The 18,913-nt window shown below is 68.5% G+C and carries 18 protein-coding genes; 5 read left to right on the forward strand and 13 right to left on the reverse strand.

What is annotated here, in order from left to right; translation table 11 throughout:
- Positions 1–56 precede the first annotated feature (56 nt).
- Entirely contained in the window at positions 57–602 is a 546-nt protein-coding gene (locus O5O43_RS13310) for a hypothetical protein (RefSeq protein WP_271084376.1), read from the forward strand.
- A 27-nt stretch (positions 603–629) separates the two neighbouring features.
- On the opposite strand, the gene O5O43_RS13315 is transcribed toward O5O43_RS13310, so the two are convergent.
- From O5O43_RS13315 to O5O43_RS13370, 12 genes are all read right to left on the reverse strand, one after another.
- Positions 630–1,169, reverse strand: coding sequence for a TIGR00645 family protein (locus O5O43_RS13315; RefSeq protein ID WP_271084377.1), 540 nt, complete (start codon positions 1,167–1,169; stop codon positions 630–632).
- A 101-nt stretch (positions 1,170–1,270) separates the two neighbouring features.
- Positions 1,271–3,694, reverse strand: coding sequence for a phenylalanine--tRNA ligase subunit beta (pheT, locus tag O5O43_RS13320; protein ID WP_271084378.1), 2,424 nt, complete (start codon positions 3,692–3,694; stop codon positions 1,271–1,273).
- A gap of 4 nt (positions 3,695–3,698) precedes the next feature.
- Complete coding sequence (locus tag O5O43_RS13325) at positions 3,699–4,085, reverse strand: hypothetical protein (RefSeq protein ID WP_271084379.1); 387 nt, start codon at positions 4,083–4,085, stop codon at positions 3,699–3,701.
- Positions 4,078–4,497, reverse strand: coding sequence for a hypothetical protein (locus O5O43_RS13330; protein ID WP_271084380.1), 420 nt, complete (start codon positions 4,495–4,497; stop codon positions 4,078–4,080). The genes O5O43_RS13325 and O5O43_RS13330 overlap by 8 nt, the downstream gene beginning before the upstream one ends.
- Positions 4,498–4,506: 9 nt before the next feature.
- Complete coding sequence (pheS, locus tag O5O43_RS13335; RefSeq protein ID WP_271084381.1) at positions 4,507–5,583, reverse strand: phenylalanine--tRNA ligase subunit alpha; 1,077 nt, start codon at positions 5,581–5,583, stop codon at positions 4,507–4,509.
- A gap of 59 nt (positions 5,584–5,642) precedes the next feature.
- Positions 5,643–6,629: a polysaccharide deacetylase family protein gene (locus O5O43_RS13340; protein ID WP_271084382.1), complete on the reverse strand. Its 987-nt coding sequence runs from the start codon at positions 6,627–6,629 to the stop codon at positions 5,643–5,645.
- 99 nt (positions 6,630–6,728) lie between these two features.
- Positions 6,729–7,082 carry a 50S ribosomal protein L20 gene (rplT, locus tag O5O43_RS13345; RefSeq protein WP_271084383.1) on the reverse strand — a complete coding sequence of 118 codons (354 nt, stop codon included), beginning with the start codon at positions 7,080–7,082 and terminating at the stop codon, positions 6,729–6,731.
- Between the two features lie 107 nt (positions 7,083–7,189).
- A complete protein-coding gene (gene rpmI / locus O5O43_RS13350) occupies positions 7,190–7,387 on the reverse strand; it encodes a 50S ribosomal protein L35 (RefSeq protein WP_003166435.1) in 198 nt (65 codons plus the stop codon).
- A gap of 165 nt (positions 7,388–7,552) precedes the next feature.
- Complete coding sequence (locus O5O43_RS13355) at positions 7,553–9,511, reverse strand: prolyl oligopeptidase family serine peptidase (RefSeq protein ID WP_271084384.1); 1,959 nt, start codon at positions 9,509–9,511, stop codon at positions 7,553–7,555.
- A 40-nt stretch (positions 9,512–9,551) separates the two neighbouring features.
- A complete protein-coding gene (locus O5O43_RS13360; protein ID WP_271084385.1) occupies positions 9,552–10,847 on the reverse strand; it encodes an MFS transporter in 1,296 nt (431 codons plus the stop codon).
- An 82-nt stretch (positions 10,848–10,929) separates the two neighbouring features.
- On the reverse strand, positions 10,930–11,451 hold the full coding sequence (infC, locus tag O5O43_RS13365; RefSeq protein WP_271084386.1) for a translation initiation factor IF-3: 522 nt from the start codon (positions 11,449–11,451) through the stop codon (positions 10,930–10,932).
- A gap of 111 nt (positions 11,452–11,562) precedes the next feature.
- Positions 11,563–12,522 carry a glycosyltransferase family 9 protein gene (locus O5O43_RS13370; RefSeq protein ID WP_271084387.1) on the reverse strand — a complete coding sequence of 320 codons (960 nt, stop codon included), beginning with the start codon at positions 12,520–12,522 and terminating at the stop codon, positions 11,563–11,565.
- Positions 12,523–12,594: 72 nt separating this feature from the next.
- On the opposite strand from O5O43_RS13370, the gene O5O43_RS13375 reads away from it, so the two are divergent.
- The gene (locus O5O43_RS13375; protein ID WP_271084388.1) at positions 12,595–13,338 is read left to right on the forward strand and encodes an alpha/beta hydrolase; all 744 of its coding nucleotides are present in this window, start codon (positions 12,595–12,597) and stop codon (positions 13,336–13,338) included.
- On the opposite strand, the gene O5O43_RS13380 is transcribed toward O5O43_RS13375, so the two are convergent.
- A complete protein-coding gene (locus O5O43_RS13380) occupies positions 13,335–14,669 on the reverse strand; it encodes a M23 family metallopeptidase (protein ID WP_271084389.1) in 1,335 nt (444 codons plus the stop codon). The genes O5O43_RS13375 and O5O43_RS13380 overlap by 4 nt on opposite strands.
- Positions 14,670–15,087: 418 nt before the next feature.
- On the opposite strand from O5O43_RS13380, the gene O5O43_RS13385 reads away from it, so the two are divergent.
- The 3 genes from O5O43_RS13385 to O5O43_RS13395 all read left to right on the forward strand — a co-directional run bounded on the left by O5O43_RS13385 (position 15,088) and on the right by O5O43_RS13395 (position 18,903).
- On the forward strand, positions 15,088–18,252 hold the full coding sequence (locus O5O43_RS13385) for a YdbH domain-containing protein (protein WP_271084390.1): 3,165 nt from the start codon (positions 15,088–15,090) through the stop codon (positions 18,250–18,252).
- A gap of 76 nt (positions 18,253–18,328) precedes the next feature.
- Complete coding sequence (locus O5O43_RS13390; protein WP_271084391.1) at positions 18,329–18,526, forward strand: YnbE family lipoprotein; 198 nt, start codon at positions 18,329–18,331, stop codon at positions 18,524–18,526.
- A 17-nt stretch (positions 18,527–18,543) separates the two neighbouring features.
- Positions 18,544–18,903 carry a DUF1318 domain-containing protein gene (locus O5O43_RS13395; RefSeq protein WP_271084392.1) on the forward strand — a complete coding sequence of 120 codons (360 nt, stop codon included), beginning with the start codon at positions 18,544–18,546 and terminating at the stop codon, positions 18,901–18,903.
- Positions 18,904–18,913 lie beyond the last annotated feature (10 nt).

Genomic DNA, 18,913 nt, shown 5'->3' on the forward strand with positions numbered 1-18,913 from the left:
CGGTCGTCGCGATCCTTGCGGTGTCCTCGCGGTCGGGATGGTTCTAGAGGGAGCCGATGGAGCTTCCCCTGATCCCCGGCCGCGAGTGTGGGCCTTGCGTCGAGTGCTGCCGTTTCATTCCGCTGGACCTGCCGGAGCTGTCGAAGCCGACGGGCAAGCTGTGCGGCTATTGCGTGGATGGGGCCGGGTGTTCGGTCCATGCGGTGCGGCCCCAGACGTGCCGGACGTGGTTCTGCGTCTGGCGGGTGGTGGAGCTGGACGAGGCGTGGCGGCCGGATTTGAGCGGGATCATCGTACGGCCGGACGGACTGCTGACCGGGCAGATGACGCTGTACGTCGTGCGGCGGACCGACTTCCTGAGGTCGGCGCTGCTGTTCGACACCGTGGCGCAATGGCTGGGCGAGGGCTTGAGAATGGCGATCAGCGTGCCGGGACCGGTGGGAACCCTGCCGGTGCGGGCGGAGGTGACGGAGTTCCTCCTGCCAGCGGTGGCGGCGGGGGATGACGTTGGGTTTGCGACGTTGTTCGAGCGGGTCCTGGATAGCCTCGATCAACATGATTTCGAACCGGACGGGATCGAGGAGCGGTACGCGGTGATCTGAACCCTCTCCCGGACGGAGAGGGTCGTTTCAGTGCTTGTCGGTCTTGCCGGTGATCCAGTCCATCAGGGCCAGCATGACGCCGGAGGCGACGAAGGTCAGGTGGATGATGACGCCCCACATGGCCTCGACCTCGTTGATCTGGCCGCCCTCGGAGAAATGCATGAAGAATTTCAGGAGCTGGATGCCCGAGATCGCGACGATGGAGGCGATCAGCTTCATCTTAAGGCCCGAGAAGTCGACCGTGCCCATCCACGGCGGCCGGTCCGTCTCACCCTCGAGATCGAGCTTGGAGACGAAATTCTCGTAGCCCGAGAACATCACGATCAGCAGCAGATTGCCGGCCAGCGACAGGTCCACCAGCGACAGGACTGCGAGGATGGCGTCGTTGGAGCTCATGCCGTGCCCGGCCGTGAAAGCCTGGGGCACGTAATAGATCAGCTCGCGAACGAAGACGATCAGCAGCATGAACAGGGCCGCCGCCAGACCGACGTAGAAGGGCGCCATCAGCCAGCGCGATCGGAACAGCGCGCGTTCGAACGCGGTTTCCAGTCTCGGTTTGATGCTCACGGCGACGCCCTCCCCTGCTTCGCTTGGTTCTGGCCGAAAGCGTGCGGGGAGATCAACCCTTTACCCGAACCGCCCAGCCTGCGCCGGGCAGTTCGGACAGGTCAGGAGCGGAGCACCGCACCCAGCTTGGTCGCCGCGGCGACGATCCTGGCCGACAGGGCCTCGATCTCCACTTCGGTCAGGGTGGCTTCGCGGGGCTGGATCGCGACCTCGAGCGCGACGGACTTGGAGCCCTCGGGCACGCCCGGACCGCGATAGACGTCGAAGACGCGAACCTCGGCGATCAGGGCCTTGTCGGCGCCCTGGACGGCGCGAACCAGATCGCCGGCGGCCTTGGCTTCCTCGACCACGAAGGCGAAGTCGCGGGTCAGGGGCATGAGATTCGGCAGGTCGGCGTTGCCGCGCGCCTTGGTCGCCTTGGACTTGGGCTCGGGGACGGCGTCCAGCACGATCTCGAAGGCCAGGATCGGGCCGTCGGCGTCGAGCGCCTTGAGCACGCGCGGGTGGACGGCGCCGAACTCGGCGATGATCGTCTTGGGGCCGAGTTGGAGACGGGCCGAACGGCCGGGGTGCCACCAGTCGCGGTTCTGACCTTGGGCCAGCTGCAGCGAGGCTACGGGTGCGCCGATCGCATCCAGCACGGCGATCAGATCGGCCTTGAGCGCGAACATGGGATCCTCTCCCGCGCCGGTCCAGCTGCGGGCCGCGCGGGGGCTGACGAGGCCGGCGATGACGGTGCGCTGGTCGTTCGGCTCGTCGCCCAGATAGATGGGGCCGATCTCGAACAGGGCGACGTCGCCGTGGCCCCGCGCGGCGTTGCGGGCCGCCGCCTGGATCAGATTCGGCAGGGCCGAGGGGCGCATGCAGTCGAGGTCGGAGGCGATGGGGTTCTCAAGGACCAGTTTGTCGCCGCCGCCGCCGAACAGGGTCGCGATCGACTGTTTGGTGAAGGACCATGTGACGGCTTCGGCATAGCCCAGCGATGCCAGCGCCCGGCGGGCCGTGCGGACGCGGGCCTGACGCGGGCTGAGCACGCCTTTCGAAGGCGCGCCCTGATCGGGCAGCGGGGTGTTCGGCAGGTGCTGGAAGCCGTGGATGCGGGCGACCTCTTCCACGAGATCGGCCTTGCCCTCGACGTCGCGACGCCAGGACGGCGGGGTGACGATCCAGGGCTTGTCCGAACCGGCGGGCGCGGCCTGAACGAGGAAGCCGAGCTGGCCCAGGATGGTGCCGATGCGGTCGGTCTCGAGGTCCATGCCGGACAGCTGTTTGACGTAGGCCGGGTCAAAGGCGAAGGGCGTCGGGTTGGCTGGGTGCTCTCCGGCCAGGACGATCTCGGACGGCTCGCCGCCGCAGAGGTCGAGGATCAGCCGAGTGGCCAGTTCGATGCCGGGGATGACCGAGGCCGGGTCGACGCCGCGCGCGAACCGGTACTGCGCATCCGACGAGATGGTCAGGGTGCGGCCGGTCTGGGCCGTGACGATGGGGTCGAACCAGGCGCTCTCAAGGAAGACGTCGGTGGTCTCGTCAGAGCAGCCGGTGGACTCCCCGCCCATGACGCCGCCGAGGCCGATGGGCCGTTCGCCGCCGGCGTCCGCGATGACGCTCATGCTCGGGTCGACGGTGTAGGTCTTGCCGTCCAGGGCGATCAGATGCTCGTGTTCGCCCGTCGCGGCCGAAATCTGGCCGCCGCGCACGACGATCTCGGAGCCGACCAGCTTGTTCAGGTCATAGACGTGCAGAGGCCGGGCGCGATCGTAGGCGATCAGATTGGTGACATCGACCAGACGGTTGATGGAGCGCAGGCCGATGGCTTGCAGACGAGTCTGGAGCCAGGCGGGCGACGGGCCGTTCTTCACGCCCCAGATGACGCGGCCGGCGAAGACCGGGCATTGTTGCGGGGCCTCGAGCCGGACTGAAACGGTCGAGGGGAAGCCGCCGCGCACGGTGGCGACGTCATAGTGCTTCAGCTTGCCCACCCCGGCGGCGGCCAGGTCGCGGGCGATGCCGGCGACGCCCAGCCAGTCGGGGCGGTTGGGCGTGACCTCGAAGTCGATGACGGGCTCGGCGCCGAACAGTTTGGCGACGGGCGTGCCGACCGGAATCTCGGGCGGGAGTTCCTGGATGCCGTCCGATTCCTCGGACAGGTTCAACTCGGAGGCCGAGCAGAGCATGCCGTTCGACACGACGCCGCGCACCGGCTTCTCGACCAGGGTGACGCCAAGGCCCGGCACATAGGCGCCGATGGGGGCGTAGATGGTGGTCAGGCCTGCCCGGGCGTTCGGGGCGCCGCAGACGATCTCCTTCATGCCGTCGACGGTCTCGACCTGACAGACCTGGAGCCGGTCGGCGTTGGGGTGCCGGGCCGCCGAGACGATCCTGGCCACGGTGAACGGGGCGAGCGCGGCGGCCGGATCGGCCACATGCTCGACCTCCAGCCCGGCCATGGTCATGGCCTCGGCGACCGCATGGACGTCGGCGTCGGTTTCGAGATGGTCCTTGAGCCAGGACAGGGTGAATTTCACGGGATCAGGCCTTGGCTGGCGACAGGGACTTCACCATCGCGTCCACATAGCCGTCCGTGCCGGCGAAGCCGATGCCGATGAACAGACACCCTTCGAACACGCAGTCGTTCAGCGCCACGCAACCCACCAGCATCGGGCCGGCCGCGCGCAGGAACAGGTTCCGGACATCGCCGGACGCGTCGCCAAGGTTGCAGTTGTGCAGCAGGCCGTGGTCGGCCTGGACCACGACGGCGGGACCGGTGATGACGCAATCGACGAAGCGGCGACCGCGCAGGCCGCCCGTGGCGTCCAGGGCCAGCGCCAGGTCGGCGATGGGAATGCGGACGTTCTCGAACACCAGGGGCGTGACCAGGTCGGCCGGCACGGGGCCCGTCTTGTTGAGATCAAACATTGGTCACGCTCCGGATCGCCGACAGTTCGTTGATGATGTTCTCGCTGCCGGTGAAGCCCAGGGCGTGGAACTCGCAGCCCACGAAGGTGCAGTTGACCACCGGGATCGCGCCGATCGCCATGTTGCGCACCGGGCGCAGCAGCATGTTGCCGATGTCGCCGCGCGACTCCCCGAAATTCACGTTGTCGAACGTCGTGCCCGGCAGGATCAGCATGATCGACGGACCCTCGATGCGGCAGCCGGTGAAGGTGACGCCGTCGATCTGGGCGCGACCGGCGCGCATGTAGTGCATGAACAGCTCGTAGAGCGCCATGTCCTCGTTCACGAAGGCGCGCTTGGAGAAGTCGCTCGCCAGGTTCAGGCGGCGGCCCAGGCCGGTCAGCATGGGCATGTCGGAGGCGGTGTCGGTCATGGCGTGTCCTCAGCTGAGGCCGGAAGCGGGGTTGGGGGCGGCGAAGGCCGAGAAGCCGTAGTGGGCCAGCCAGCGGACGTCGGCCTCGAACATGGGGCGCAGGTCCGGCACGCCGTACTTCAGCATGGCCATGCGATCCACGCCCATGCCGAAGGCGAAGCCCTGCCATTCGTCCGGATCGATGCCCGACTGACGCAGCACATTGGGATGAACCATGCCGCAGCCCAGGATCTCCAGCCAGTCGTCGCCCTCGTTCAGCACCAGCTTGCCGCCCGAGCGGTCGCAACGGATGTCCATCTCGGCCGAGGGCTCGGTGAAGGGGAAGTGGTGGGGGCGGAAGCGGGCGTCGACGCCGTCCAGCTCGAAGAACCGCGCGACGAAGGTCTCCAGGGTCGTCTTCAGGTGACCCATGTGGATGTCCTTGCCGATCACCAGACCCTCGATCTGGTGGAACATCGGAGTGTGGGTAGCGTCCGAATCCTTCCGGAAGGTGCGGCCCGGCGCGATGATGCGGATCGGCGGCTGCTGGCTCAGCATCGTGCGGATCTGCACCGGCGAGGTGTGGGTGCGCAGCACCTTGCGCTCGCCCGTCTCCGGGTCGGGCTTCAGGAAGAAGGTGTCGTGCATCTCCCGCGCCGGATGCTTGGGCGGGAAGTTCAGGGCGGTGAAGTTGTGGAAGTCGTCCTCGATGTCCGGGCCTTCGGCGACGGCGAAGCCCATCTCGGCGAACAGGGCGATCATCTCGTCCATGACCTGCATGGTCGGGTGGACCCCGCCCTTGCGACGCGGACGGGCCGGCAGGGTCAGGTCGACCGTCTCGGACAGCAGGCGGGCGTCGAGCTCGGCGGCCTCGAGCGCCGCCTTTTTGTCGGCGAGCGCGGCGGCGACGCGGTCGCGCAGACCGTTGATCATCGGCCCCTGTTCCCGGCGCTGTTCCGGGCTCATGGCGCCCATGCCCTTGAGCAGGCCCGAGATGGTCCCGGTCTTGCCGAGCGCGGCGACACGCACGGCCTCGACCTCGCCGACGGTGGCCGCCGAGCCGATGGCGTTGATCAGTTCGAGTTCGAGGGTCGCGAGATCGGTCATGGTGCGGACCGTCTAGCGATCCGAGGCGCGTTCGTCACGTCCGGCGGGGCGGAAAGCGATCAGGGCCCGGCGGTCCCGGCGGCGATGGCGGCGGCGAGGTCCTCGGTCGTGCCGGCGTTGGCCGCGACGATCCAGGCGGGCGGCTCGGGCTCCCAGCGAATGGGGCGGCCGTCCGTATGGGTCCAGCGGTGCAGCCAGGAGACGCCATTCCGCCGAACGTATGTGTCGGCGTGGGCGTAGATTGGGTCTTCGAGCGCCTGTTCGAGGGTCACGAACCGATAGCCGCGCGCCAGGTAGAGGGCGTGGATCTGCGGGTACCAGTCGCGGTTCAGGGTCGAGGCGTGCAGCAGCAGGGTCTGGGCCGGTTCGCGGCCGCCGGTGATCTCCGCCCCATACGGTTCGAAGAAATCCAGCACCGTGGTCATGTAGGCGACATAGGCCTCGCCCACCCGCCGCTTGAGAGCCTCGTCGCCGAGGCGGTCGGCCTTGCGATAGACGTCGGCGAACATCCAGTCGACGTTGTCGATGGTGACCGGGGCCACGGTGTAGTTCCGCTCGGCCAGACCGGCGGCGATGGCGTCGTGCTTCGCCTGGGTGTCTCCGGTGAACAGGTAGGGATGGCGGAACCAGCGCAGGGTCCGGCCGCGCGCTTCCAGAACGGAGCGCAACTCCGGCGCGCCCGCATCGGTGTCGGCGAGGTAGGCCTCGGCCGTGTTCGAATGGATGTTGATATGGCTGTCGGTGTGGTTGCCGAGGTCGATGCCGGCGTCGAGCCAGGCGTTCAGGATCTGCGGCAGCAGGGTCGGGCGCTGGGTCGCGCAGACCTTGCCGGCGTTGACGAAGGCCGACGCATGGCTGTCGAGCGGTTCCAGCATGGCCAGGAAGTCGCGGGTCAGGGTCATGGCCTGAACCGGATCGCACATCGCCTCGGCCGGGGCCTGATACGGGAGGTCGTCGAAGGTGACGGCGACGGTGCGCTGCTGGGCCGCGACCGGCCCGGCCATCAGGGCGGCGCAGAGGCTGAGGATCAGGCGTCTGGACATCATGGGCGCACTCCGACTGTGCGCCGACCCTAGCCCACCCGAAACGAAAACGCCCGCTCCGGTGACGGAGCGGGCGCTTCATTTCGTCAAAGACGAAAGGTCCTACTTCAGGGCTTCGCGCACCTTGGCGGCGATGTCCGAGAAGCCCGCGCCTTCCATGGCGATGGCGGCCAGAACCTTGCGGTCCAGCTCGATCCCGGCTTTCGACAGGCCGTGCATGAACTGCGAGTAGGTGAAGCCTTCCTGACGGGCGGCGGCGTTGATGCGCTGGATCCACAGGGCGCGGAAGTTGCGCTTGTTCACGCGGCGGTCGCGGTAGGCGTATTGCCCGGCGCGATCGACGGCGGCCTTGGCCGTGCGGATGGTGTTCTTGCGGCGGCCGGAGAAGCCCTTGGCCTGCTCCAGAACCTTCTTGTGCTTGGCGTGGGACGTTACGCCCCGTTTGACGCGTGCCATAATTTTATTTCCTTCGGAGGGGCCTACCGCGCGCGACGCGGTCGCTTGCTACTTGAGGCCCGAGTTCAAATTCGTTGGGTTGAGATCAGATCAGATGCGCGCGCCGATCAGGCGTACGGCATGTAGGATTTGATCTTCTTGGCGTCGGCGTCGGCCATGACCGAAGTGCCGCGGTTCTGGCGGATGTACTTCGAGTTGTGGCTGATCAGACGGTGGCGCTTGCCGGCGACGCCAGCCTTGACCTTGCCCGTGGCCGTGAATTTGAAGCGCTTTTTGGCGCCCGACTTCGTCTTCAGTTTCGGCATTTTGTCTCTCTGTCTTAGAGGGCCGCCGTTCGGACCGAAATCCGTGCGCCAGCCTGATTAAGAACCGCCCAGGCATGCCTGTTCGCCCGGCGGTTCGGTACGCGAAGGCGCGGCTAGTAGTAGAACCGGCGCGCAAACGCAAGCGGAGTCTGGATCAGGACCGCATCAGTCGGCCGGGTTGTGCCGGGCCAAAAAGGCCGTCGTCTCGGTCAGCATCTGCAACCGCTCGCCGACGCCCTGATCGCTAAGGCTGTGGTTCTGACCGGACAGGGCGGCCAGATGAGCCCTTTCGCCTTCCCCGCCCAGGGCGCGCAGCATCAACTCGCTCTGGGCGAAGGGAACGACGGTGTCGTTCCGACCGTGAATGAGCAGGATCGGCCCCGTCTCGGGCGTGACGAGCCGAGCCGGAGACAGGGTAACGAGCCGGGGATCGTTCGACCCATCGACGCCCATGAACCGCTTCCAGTACCGGATCGCGGCGTTCTCGTCGCCACGGCTGTAGTCGCGGCGCTCGGTGTCCCGCAGCATGGCCTGCAGATCCGATATCCCCGCGATCGAGACGCCGCAGCGATAGGTTCCCGCCTCGAGCGTCATTCCCGCCAGCGCGGCATAGCCGCCGTAACTCCAGCCGACGATGCAGGCGCGGGACGGGTCCACGATCCCTTGAGCCGCGAGATACCGCAGGCCGTCGGAGACGTCCGACTGCATCTTGCGGCCCCATTCGCCATAACCCGCGCGGGTGAGATCGTCGCCGAACCCGGCCGACCCGCGGAACTGGGGCTGGAAGACCGCATAGCCGCGCGAGGCGATGCCCTGGGCCAGCCAGTCGAAGCCGGCGGTGTCGCGCGATTCCGGCCCGCCGTGCGGCAACATCACCACCGGCAGGTTCCGGGTCGCACGCCCGGGCGGCAGGGTCAGATAGCCCACCAGCTGGCGGCCGTCGGCGGCCGTGTAGCGGATCAGGCGAACCTCGCCGACGACGTCGCCGGGCACGCCGGGATAGGCACGCCCCACGATCGACAACCGCTGACGATCGGCGTCGAACAGATAGTAGCCGCCCGTCTCCCCGGGGGCTTCGACGTAGAGGACGACGACCTTGTAGTCGTCGCTGGCCGAAACAAAGGTCAGCTGCGCCTCGGGCGGGAAGGTCGCCTTCAGCGTGTCCCAGACCGCCGCCAGTTCGGGACGGAAGATTTCATACTCCTGGCGCAGGTCCGTGTAGCCGATGGCCGCCAGTGTCCCGTCCGGGGCGTAGATGGCCGAGTCGATGCTGTGCTCGGAATCCAGGGTGTCGCCGACCTCGCCGGTCGCCAGCGAAACCTCGCGGGTGCGCCAGCCGTTTTCGACGTGGGTGCTGACCAGAAGGGTGTCCGCCGTCCGGCCCAGCCCCCAGACCGAAGGCGCATCCAGAAGCGCGCGGTCCTGCATGATCTCGCGCCAGCCGGAACCGGTCCGGGCCGAGAGCCGGTAGAGGCCATTGTCGGCCTGGTAGGCCTGACGCGCGATCGCCTGACCGTCTCGTGTGAGGACGTAGGAACGGGTGTCGCTGGCCCCGGTCAGCTCGCGCCAGCCACGACCGGTGTCGAGTTCGATCCGGTAGACATCGGTCGTGAGGTCGCCGTTCTCATAGGTCGGGGCCACGACCCAGGCCACGGGCTGACCGCGATAGACGCCCCGGGACATCTGGTAGACGGTGTTGATGGCGTTGTGGTCGGCGCGTCGCAGGACCCGTTCATAGCCCCGGGTCCGGACGTTCAGGATCTCCACCGCGCGATAGGCGCCCTGGAACCCGCCCAGGGGCGAATGCTCGGTCGAGACCCGGGACACGGCGACATGGTCGTTCGAAAGCCAGCGGACGCCGGTGATGTTGATGATGCCGGTCTCGACGGCCGCCAGAACCTCGCCGCCGCGCGTCTGGGCGATGACGCGGTTCTGTTCACCCTCGCGTCGCACATAGGCCAGGGTCGCGCCGTCCGGCGAGATCGACACGTTCGAGACCGCCGGCAAGGCGGCGTAGGCCGTCAGGGGCGGGATGGCGGAGACCTCGGTCTGGGCCGCGGCGATTCCGCCGAAGGCGGCGCCGGCCATCGCCAGGATCGCGGTCAGGAGACGAACGCCACGCATCGGAATACTCCCTGTTGCAAGGCTTTCTAGCGAATATCCGTCAGGGTTGCGAGATGGGGGCCGTCACCTGACCCCGTCGCAAGGCCCTGCCCGCGTTGACCGCGATGACAGCCGCCGGGACCGTCAGCAGGGCGCCGACGAGGAAGGGCCAGTCGTGGCCGAGGCCCGAGAACAGGGCGCCGGCGATCAGGGGGCCGAAGATGCGGGCGATCGAGCCCGCGGCCATGTTCAGGCCCAGCATGGCGCCCTGACGATCCGGCGGGGTGGCTCTGGAGATCATGGCCGAGATGTTAGGCATGGCCATCGACATGCCGCAGGCGCCGATGGCCATGATGATCGGGATGCTCCAGCCCTGGACGATGGGCAGGGTGAAGGCGCCGAGGTCGAGGGAGACCGCCGGAAACCAGGCCACGGGGGCCAGGACCTGAAGCACCAGAGAGCCGCCGAACAGCAGCATGCCCGTGGCCAGCACCCGGGTCTCGCCGAACCGCCTGGCCAGCTTGCCGGTGAAGACGCCCTGGTTCAGGGCCGAGACGATGCCGACGATCATGAAGCTGAGCCCCACCTCTCGCGCGCCCCAGGCGTAGCGATCCTCGGCCCAGAGGCCGAAGACGCTTTCCATCGCCGAGAAGCCGGCCATGTAGATGAGGGTGACCAGAAGGACGCGGGACACCACGGGATCGGCGCGAGCGTCGCGGAGGCCGGCCATGAAGGCGGGACGCGGCGCGGCCGGATCGGCCTTGGCGCGGCTTTCCTCGAGGAACAGGAGCACGCCGATGGCGGCCAGAGCCGCCAGTCCGGAGGCCACGAAGATCGGCAGCTGATAGCCGAGGTGGCCGAGTTGCGGCTGGGTCAGGACGCCGCCGAGGCCGGGGCCGACGATGAAGCCCATGCCGAAGGCGGCGCCGATCATCCCCATCCGCCCGGCGCGCTCGGCCGGGGGCGTGACGTCGGCCACATAGCCCTGGACCGTCGAGATGTTGCCGGCGCCCAGACCCGTGAACAGCCGCACCGCCACCGCCAGCCAGATGTTCGGCACGAAGGCGAGCGCCAGATAGCCGACTGCGTTGGAGACCAGGGTGATCAGGAGGACGGGCTTCCTGCCGATCCGGTCGGACAGACGGCCCCAGAAGGGTTCGGCGAAGAACTGCCCCAGCGAATAGGCCGAGAACATGACCGTGATCTGCCACGGCTCGGCGTTCAGGCTCTGGGCGAAGAAGGGCAGGAGCGGGACGACCAGGCCGAACCCGACCAGGTTGATGAACACGATGAGGAACAGCATCGCCAGCGCCGGGGCCTTGGTCTTCGGAGCGCGTGCGGCGGGCGTGTCGGTCATGGGGCCTTCTAGCCGAGGTCGCCGGATACGAAAACGCCCCGGACGATGCCGGGGCGTTTGAGGTGGTCTGATCTGTCAGAGCCTATTTCGGCGCCAGGATCATGATCATCTGGCGGCCTTCCATACGCGGCGCGTATTCGACCTTGGCGATTTCGTCGAAGTCTTCCTGGACCTTGTTCAGCAGCTTCATGCCCAGTTCGGGGTGGGCCATCTCGCGGCCGCGGAAGCGCAGGGTGACCTTCACCTTGTCGCCTTCGTCGAAGAAGCGGTGCATGGCCTTGGCCTTCACCTCATAGTCGTGGGTGTCGATGTTCGGACGAAGCTTGATCTCTTTCAGCTCGACGACCTTCTGGCGCTTGCGGGCCTCGGCCTTCTTCTTTTGCTCCTGGAAGCGGAATTTGCCGTAGTCGAGGATCTTGGCGACGGGCGGTTCGGACGTCGAGACGATCTGGACCAGATCCATGCCCGCCTCCTCGGCGGCCTCCAGCGCAGCGGAGGTCGGCATGACCCCCTGTTTCTCGCCATTCTGATCGATCAACAGAACGCGGGGCGCGCGGATATCCTGGTTCATGGGGGGGCCGTCCTTGACGGGCGGCTGGTTCATCGGACGGCGAATGGGCGTCGTTTCCTTATGTTTTCGAACTTGCAAGGGTCAGCGCGCGGTGCTCTGCCGCGTTCCCCAAGGCGGGCTATATGCGCCCGAAAAGCCCGATCTTCAAGGCTTGGCGGCGTCGGGAGCGCCGACCCAGACGTCATGGAGCGCGATCACGGCCTCGAAGACACGCTCCGAGGTCAGGGCCTCGATGGGGGCGAACTCGCCCCGGACGGGGTTGGAGGCGGCGATCGAGGTCTTGGGACCGCGCGGGCCGTACAGCCACCATTCGGTCGGGCCGAACAGGCCGAGCGTCGGCTTCCCGGCGGCGGCGGCGACATGCATCAGGCCGGAATCGTTGCCGACGAAGAGGGTCGCCCGGTCGATGGCGGCGGCCGAGGCCAGGATGTCGCCCTTGCCCACGAAGTCGATGGCCAGCAGTCCGGCGGCTTCCAGAGCGGGCGTGGCGGGCGGGCGGTCGCCGGGGCCGCCGACGGGCATGAACCGCCAGCCGGCGAAACGGGGCTCGGCCTTGAGCTTCTCGACCAGTTCGCCCCAGCGATCGGCGGGCCAGCTCTTGCCCGGCTGGTGGGCGATGGGAGCCAGGGCGATGATCGGGCCGGGGGCGGCCGCCAGGGCCGGGGCGATGATCGCCGCGGCCTCGGCGCGCGCCCGGTCGTCGATGAAGAGTTCGGGCTCCAGCGGGGCGGGGGCGCCCATCAGCCGGGTGACCATGTCGACCTTGGCGAGGCCCGTCTCATGGCTGCGGTTGTAGATCACGCGGCGGTCGGCCTTCAGCAGATAGGCGAGCGCCGAGCCGCGAATGTCGATGACCAGGGCCCAGTGGGTTCCGACGACCTGGCGCCACAGGTCGAACCAGTGTCCGGCGGCCTTCTTCTTGTCGAGGATGATGACGCGCTCGACGCCGGGGGCGGAGCGGAAGAAGGGCGCGGGCGGGCGGCCGCAGGCGACGGTGATCTTCGCCCCCGGGACCTGGCGGGAGATCTCGCGGATGATCCCCGACGATATGACGCAGTCGCCGATGCGGTTGGAGGTGACGAACAGGACCTTGTTGGACGGCACGCGGTTTCGCTTTCGCTTCTATCGACCCGTTCGCTATCAGGCGAAGAGCCATCGCGCGAGAGGATCACGGTCATGAACGACATCCAACGCCTGACCCGCCCCGACCGCGAAACCCTGGCCTACAAGCGGGTCGAGGGCTCCGGACCGACCATCGTCTGGATCGGCGGGTTCCGGTCGGACATGGAGGGGACCAAGGCCCTGGCTCTGGAGGCGGCCGCGCGGGAGCGGGGCTGGTCCTACGTCCGGTATGACCATTTCGCCCACGGCCTGTCCTCGGGCGACTGGCGTCAGGCCACCATCGGTCGTTGGCGCGAGGATGCGATCGGCCTGATCGACAGCCTGGGAGGACCGGTCATACCGGTCGGATCGTCGATGGGCGGCTGGGTCGCCCTGCTGCTGGCCCAGGCGCGACCGGATCCGGTGAAGGGGCTGGTGCTGATCAACCCGGCGCAGGACTTCACCGAGAAACTGATGTGGCCGTCCCTGCCCGACCACGTGCGTCAGGCCATCCTGCGCGACGGGGAGGCGCTGATCGTCGAGGAGGGGCTGGGGGAATACACGCTGACGAAGCGCATGTTCGACGAGGCGAAGGACTGGCTGCTGCTCGACCGGCCGATCGAGATCGCGGCGCCCGTGCACATTCTTCAGGGGCGTGCGGATCAGATCGTGCCCGAAGCCCATGCTCTGGAACTGGTCGCGCGCCTGACCGGCGGCGACGTGACGCTGGACCTCATCGAGGGCGGCGACCATCGGCTGTCGACGCCGCGCGACCTGGCGCGGCTGGTCGAGGCGGTAGAAGCGCTAAGGCACCCTTAGGTGGCGCGAGCCGCCGCCGGGCGCAGGCCTTCGACATTGGCCTGGAGCACCGTCGGGCGACGCTCGCCGCCCGAGGCGATGATGCGGTCGATGCGGGCCTTCTCGGCGCGGAAGGCGGCCAGATCGGCGCCTTCGAGCACGCTGGACTGGTCCATGCGGATGCCGGACGGATTGATCCGCTGTCCGTTGCGCCAGATTTCATAGTGCAGGTGCGGACCGGTCGAGGCGCCGGTCGAACCGACATAGGCGACGACCTGGCCTTGCGAAACGCGCTGCCCGGCGCGGATGCCCGAGCCGTAGCGCGACAGGTGGCCGTAGCCGCTTTCCAGACCGTTGGCGTGACGGATGCGCAGCCAGTTGCCGTAGCCGCCCCAGCGACGCGCTTCGACGACGACGCCATCGGCGGGCGCCACGACCGGCGTGCCGGTGCCGGCGGCGAAGTCGATGCCCTGGTGCATCTTGCGATAGCCCGAGATCGGGTGGACGCGGAAACCGAAGCTGGACGAGATGCGGGCCGCGCGGTCCAGAGGCGTGCGCATCATCGAGGAGCGCATGTTCTTGCCGGTGGCGTCGTAATACTGGGCCTCACGGGCGCCCGCGGGCTGGAAGCGATAGAAGACCACGCCCTTCATCTCGGCGTACAGCAGGTCGCCGGTGTCGACGGTGCGGCCGTTCTCGGTGACCGAACGGTCAAAGACGAGGGTGAACTCGTCGGCGGCGCGGACGTCGCGGTCCAGGTCGAAGCGGTGGGCGAACAGCTGGGTCGCCTTGCGACGCACGGCGGCGTCGGCGCCCATGCGCTGGGCCGTGGCCGAGAGCGAACCGCGCACTTCGGATTTCAGGACGACGGTCTCGTGCGTGACACGCTCCTCCAGAGCGCGAAGGCGCAGGGCGCCGTCGAAGCTGCGCGAGACGGTCAGCTGGCTGGCCGGGCCGGTGCGCATCGTCAGGCCGATCAGGCGAGCGTCGCCGCGGCCGCCGCGCGGGCGGGCGATGGCGGTCTCGAACTTCAGGCCGGCGCGCATCTGCGACAGGTCGAAGGCGTTGGACAGGGTGGCGGCGACGGCCGAGGCGTCGGCGGCGCCGATGCCGGTGCGGCGGACGGCCTCTTCAAAGGTCTCGCCGCGGCGGATCTGGACAGGAATGGCTTCGGGGGCGGTCAGTCCGGCGGGGGCCCCGGCGGCGTCGAACGCGCGGGCCTCCAGCGAGGCGACCTGCAGAGCGGTCAGTTCGGGAACGACTTCGGCCTGGGCGGGTTGGTACACTCGGCCGGCGAGCATGGCCACCGTCACGGCGGCGGCTGCGGTCAGCAGGTGAGGCGCGAAACGCATCGGCTGACGTCGCGGATCGAACTGGGCCATCGGTCCCCGGCATATAACGACGCCACGCGGCGCCCAACACACTGAAAGCAAGGATCGCGCCCAAGTCCCCCCGGCCACGAAGCGCGTTCTATACCTTCTGCCCCCCATCATGGGAAGACGGGTCGTTACAAATGATTAACCCCGGCCAAGCTCGCCTGTAATCCCGTCTGTGATTGGATATTCCGGCAGGTCGGACGACAGTCTATGACTAAAGTTACAGACCCTGTTCTGTGCCTTTTGAATCAAGCAGAGGCCTCTTGAAGACCGTCTTCACTCAACGTGACCGTGGCGCCACTCGTTGTGGCCTGTCGGCAACGGACATTTCGCCGCGCCACACCTTGACGATGCTGAAGGGCGCCGCTGTCCTGATCAGGAACGGCGCGGGCGCATGAGCGAGGCGAACACAGCGAAGAAGGCCGTTCGAAAGCGCGACGTGGCGCGGGCCGCGGGCATCGGTCTCGGCGTCATCCTTGTCGTTCTGTCGCTGCTGGTCGCGGCGGCCTGGCTGAACCGGCGGGCGGCGGCGCGTCAGGTGCTGGTCGGATGGCTGGACCAGCGCGGGATCCAGGCCGATGTGGAGATCGAACGGCTGGAGTTGAACGGCTTCGTCGGCAGCGTGCGGATCGGCGACGAAGCGGACCCGGACGTCACGGTCCAGCGGGTCGAAGTCGACTATGCGCTGAGCCTGCCCTGGTCCTCCACCGGTCTGGGCGTGGCGCCAAGCCGTATCCGGCTCGTGCGGCCGGTGGTGCGGGCCAGTTGGAAGGATGGAAAGCTCTCGTTCGGCTCGCTGGATCCCCTGATCGAGGAGTTCACCGGCAAGCCGCCTCGGCCGGACAGCCGGGGTCCTGTCGTCATCGTCGAGACCGGGCGGCTGAGGCTCGACACCGAGTACGGCCCCGTATCCCTGCTGGCCGATGCGCGAGTGGACGACGGCAAGCTGATGCGGCTCGCGGCGCGAATGCCGTCGGCCGCGCTGAAGAGCGGGGACATCGAGGCGCGCGGGCTGGCCGGGTCGCTGGACCTGACCACTAGGGGCGACCGGGTCGCGGTGCGGGTCGATCTGAACGCCGAGGGGTTCGCGGCGCCGGGCGTGGGCGGGGACGGGGTGCGGCTGTCGGGAACGGCGGACCTGCCCTACCCCGACTTCAAGACGCGACGCGGCGACGGGCGGGCGGTCGTCGACCTGACCCTGTCCGGCGACCGGCTGGCGGTGGGCGAGAGTTCGGCGAGCGGTGCGGTGCTGGCGCTCGCGGCCGATGGACAGACCAGCGGCTGGATCGAGACCCTGGCTTTCAATGGGACGGCCTCGACACGGCTGCGGGCGGCCGGCCTGACGGCGCCGGGCCTGAGCGCACGGGGCGCCGAGGTGACGGCCAACGAGGCGCGGGTCGCCCGGTTGCGTCGCGCCGACGGCTTCGACTGGAGCGTCGAGGGACCGGCGCGGTTGCGGGCCGCGTCAGGCCGGGCGGGCGATCTGGTCCTGACGGATGCGGACGCGACCTCGCCGCGGCTGGCTCTGAGTGGTTCGGGGGGCGGGGTCGAGGCCTCGGGCGCCCTGTCGGCGCGGCTCGCGCGGGCGGCGTTCGACACTTTGCAACTGAACCAGACGACCGGACGGTTCGATCTCGATTTCGCCTCGGGACGGCGCGAGGCCCTGATCGTAACCGGCTCATTGAACGCGGCGCGAGGCGCCTGGCCTCTGTTCGGGCCGGTGACGCGCGACGACGTGCCGGAACTGGCGGATATGAAGCGGGCGCTCGGGGCCTTCGCCGTTGATATTCCCGCCCTGAGACTGAGCAGCGGCGAGGCGGGTGTGGCGGTGACCCTGCCCCGCGCGGCGCGGGTGACCCCGGCCAACGGCGGCGCCCTGACCGTCAATCCCGTCGCCACGCCGATCTTCTCTGCACGGCCCGGCGAGCGGGGCGGCGGGGCGCTGAACGTCGTCGCCACGCGCGGGCGAGGCCTGCCCGAGGCGACCTTCGCGGTTCCGGCGTGGCGGCTGACGGCGGGCGGGTTCGAAGCGACGCTGGACGGACGTGCGGCGCTCGACTTCGGCCTGGCGCGCGGGCTGGACGTCCGGACGCGGGGCGTGCTGGCGACCAATAGGGGGCGGCTGACCTATGCCGCGTCCGACTGTCTGACTTTCACGGCCGAGCGCTTGGAGTTGGACGCCAACGACGTCATGGACCTGTCCGGCGGCCTGTGCGCCTCGGGCGGACCGCTGGTGGTGTCCCAGAACGGACGCTGGCGCGCCGGCGGGCGGCTGACAGACGTGAAGGCCTCGGCGCCCTTCCTCGCCATGCAGTTCGAGGACGTGCAGGGCACGGCCTTCGCCACGGGCTCCAAGGCGGGCCTCGGGCTGGAGGCGACCGTCGCCTCGGCCCATGTCGAGGACGCGACCCGGCCGCGCCGGTTCAACGTCCTGACCGCCTCGGGCACGGCGAGGCTGGCCGACGAACAGTGGAGCGGCGCCTTCGACCTGGCGCGAAACGAGACGACGCTGGGTCGGCTGACCCTGGCGCACGACGGCCTGACCGGAGAGGGCGGGATCGTCATCGACGCGCCGGATCTGGTCTTCGCCGAGGAGGGGTTGCAGCCCTCGGACCTGTCGCCCCTGGCCGCCGATTTCGTCCAGTCGCCGGCGACCGGCTCGGCTTCGTTCATGGGCCGACTGAACTGGAACAAGGACCCGAACGCCGGGACCAGTTCGGGCCGGCTGGTCATTCCGGGCCTCGACTTCACCAGCCCGGCGGGAGGGGTGAAAGGGCTTTCGGGGACCATCGAGTTCACCAATCTGGCGCCCCTGACCACGGCCCCCAACCAGACCCTGAGGATCGCGACGCTGGAATCGATCGCCGACTTCACCGATCTCGACGTGACCTTCTCGCTCGACAAGGCGGCCTTGACGATCGCGGGCGGGGAGATCGATGCGGCGGGCGGCACGGTGAGCGTGGAGCCTTTCTCCGTTCCCCTGGATCGCCGCCCGTTCTCCGGCGTCGTCGTCCTCGACCGGGTGCAGCTGGGAGACCTGATCGCCGGCTCGGGCTTCGGCGACAGGGTCGAGCTGGACGCCGTGGTTTCGGGCCGCATCCCCTTCACCTCGGACCCGGACACGGGCGTGCGGATCAGCGGCGGAACCCTTTACGCCGCCCAACCGGGACGACTGTCGATCAAGCGCGACGCCCTGACGGACCTCGAGGCCGGCGGCGGAGGGGACGTGCCGCCCAATACGGTCGAGGACCTGGCCTACCAGGCGATGGAGAACCTGGCCTTCGACACTCTGACGGCGGACGTCGACAGTCAGGACGGCGGGCGGCTGGGGGTGCGCTTCCATATCGTCGGGCGGCACGATCCGCCTCAGCGACAGGAGTTGCGCCTCACCCTGGCCGAGTTGATCAGTCGCCAGTTCCTCAATCGGACACTGCCCCTGCCGTCGGGCACGGGCATCAACCTGACGCTCGACACCACCCTGAACCTGAATCAGCTCGTCTCGGATCTCCTGGCCGTCAATCGCGCCCGGAACGGCGACGCCGAAGACGGCCAGCCTTGAGCGTTCAGAACCCGTTCACACCCGCTGGCGCATCCCTCGCGTCAGTAGAAGCGTTGATGTCTTCGGAGACCGCCGCATGATCCCCTCTCTGACCCGCACCGCCCGACTGGGACTTCTGGCGCTCGCCGCCGCGACGCTCACGGGCGCCTGCACCCCCACCGTCCGGCTGGAGGTCGCGCCGATCCAGATCTACGCCAAACTCGACGCCGACGTGCGGGTGCGGCTGGATCGCGAGCTGCAGGACCTGCTGGCCGAAAATCCCAATCTGTTCTGATGGAAAAGACGTCTCACATGACCTTCCGCAAGCTCTTCGTTCTGGGCGCCGCCGTGGTGGCGCTGGGCGTAGCCGCCGGAGCCGCGATGGCCCAGACCCCCGCCCAGAAGTCTTTGATCGACGCCGCCAAGTCCGCCGGGACCGTCGGCGAACAGGCCGACGGCTACGTCGGGGTCCGCACGTCGGTCAGCGCCGACGTTCAGACCGCGATCACCGCGACCAACAGCGCGCGTCGCCGCGCCTATGCCGCCTCGGCCGCCGACGTCGGCACTTCCACCGAGGTCGCCGCCGCCCGAATGTTCGAAAGCCAGCTGCTGCCCCGCATCACCTCGGGCCAATGGTATCGCAACGCCTCAGGCCAGTGGGTGCAGCGCTAGCGCAAACCTC

This window comes from Brevundimonas sp. NIBR11 (genome assembly GCF_027912535.1).
Taxonomy (GTDB): Bacteria; Pseudomonadota; Alphaproteobacteria; order Caulobacterales; family Caulobacteraceae; genus Brevundimonas.

What these genes read in the sequence shown, in the direction of transcription:
- O5O43_RS13310 (WP_271084376.1), top strand. Translation starts at nt 57, where the DNA reads ATGGAGCTTCCCCTGATCCCCGGCCGCGAGTGTGGGCCTTGCGTCGAG.
- O5O43_RS13330 (WP_271084380.1), bottom strand. Translation starts at nt 4,497, where the DNA reads ATGACCGACACCGCCTCCGACATGCCCATGCTGACCGGCCTGGGCCGC.
- O5O43_RS13395 (WP_271084392.1), top strand. Translation starts at nt 18,544, where the DNA reads ATGACCTTCCGCAAGCTCTTCGTTCTGGGCGCCGCCGTGGTGGCGCTG.
- O5O43_RS13390 (WP_271084391.1), top strand. Translation starts at nt 18,329, where the DNA reads ATGATCCCCTCTCTGACCCGCACCGCCCGACTGGGACTTCTGGCGCTC.
- pheS (WP_271084381.1), bottom strand. Translation starts at nt 5,583, where the DNA reads ATGACCGATCTCGCGACCCTCGAACTCGAACTGATCAACGCCATCGGC.
- O5O43_RS13360 (WP_271084385.1), bottom strand. Translation starts at nt 10,847, where the DNA reads ATGACCGACACGCCCGCCGCACGCGCTCCGAAGACCAAGGCCCCGGCG.
- infC (WP_271084386.1), bottom strand. Translation starts at nt 11,451, where the DNA reads ATGAACCAGCCGCCCGTCAAGGACGGCCCCCCCATGAACCAGGATATC.
- O5O43_RS13385 (WP_271084390.1), top strand. Translation starts at nt 15,088, where the DNA reads ATGAGCGAGGCGAACACAGCGAAGAAGGCCGTTCGAAAGCGCGACGTG.
- O5O43_RS13355 (WP_271084384.1), bottom strand. Translation starts at nt 9,511, where the DNA reads ATGCGTGGCGTTCGTCTCCTGACCGCGATCCTGGCGATGGCCGGCGCC.
- O5O43_RS13375 (WP_271084388.1), top strand. Translation starts at nt 12,595, where the DNA reads ATGAACGACATCCAACGCCTGACCCGCCCCGACCGCGAAACCCTGGCC.
- rplT (WP_271084383.1), bottom strand. Translation starts at nt 7,082, where the DNA reads ATGGCACGCGTCAAACGGGGCGTAACGTCCCACGCCAAGCACAAGAAG.
- rpmI (WP_003166435.1), bottom strand. Translation starts at nt 7,387, where the DNA reads ATGCCGAAACTGAAGACGAAGTCGGGCGCCAAAAAGCGCTTCAAATTC.
- O5O43_RS13380 (WP_271084389.1), bottom strand. Translation starts at nt 14,669, where the DNA reads ATGCGTTTCGCGCCTCACCTGCTGACCGCAGCCGCCGCCGTGACGGTG.
- O5O43_RS13325 (WP_271084379.1), bottom strand. Translation starts at nt 4,085, where the DNA reads ATGTTTGATCTCAACAAGACGGGCCCCGTGCCGGCCGACCTGGTCACG.
- O5O43_RS13340 (WP_271084382.1), bottom strand. Translation starts at nt 6,629, where the DNA reads ATGATGTCCAGACGCCTGATCCTCAGCCTCTGCGCCGCCCTGATGGCC.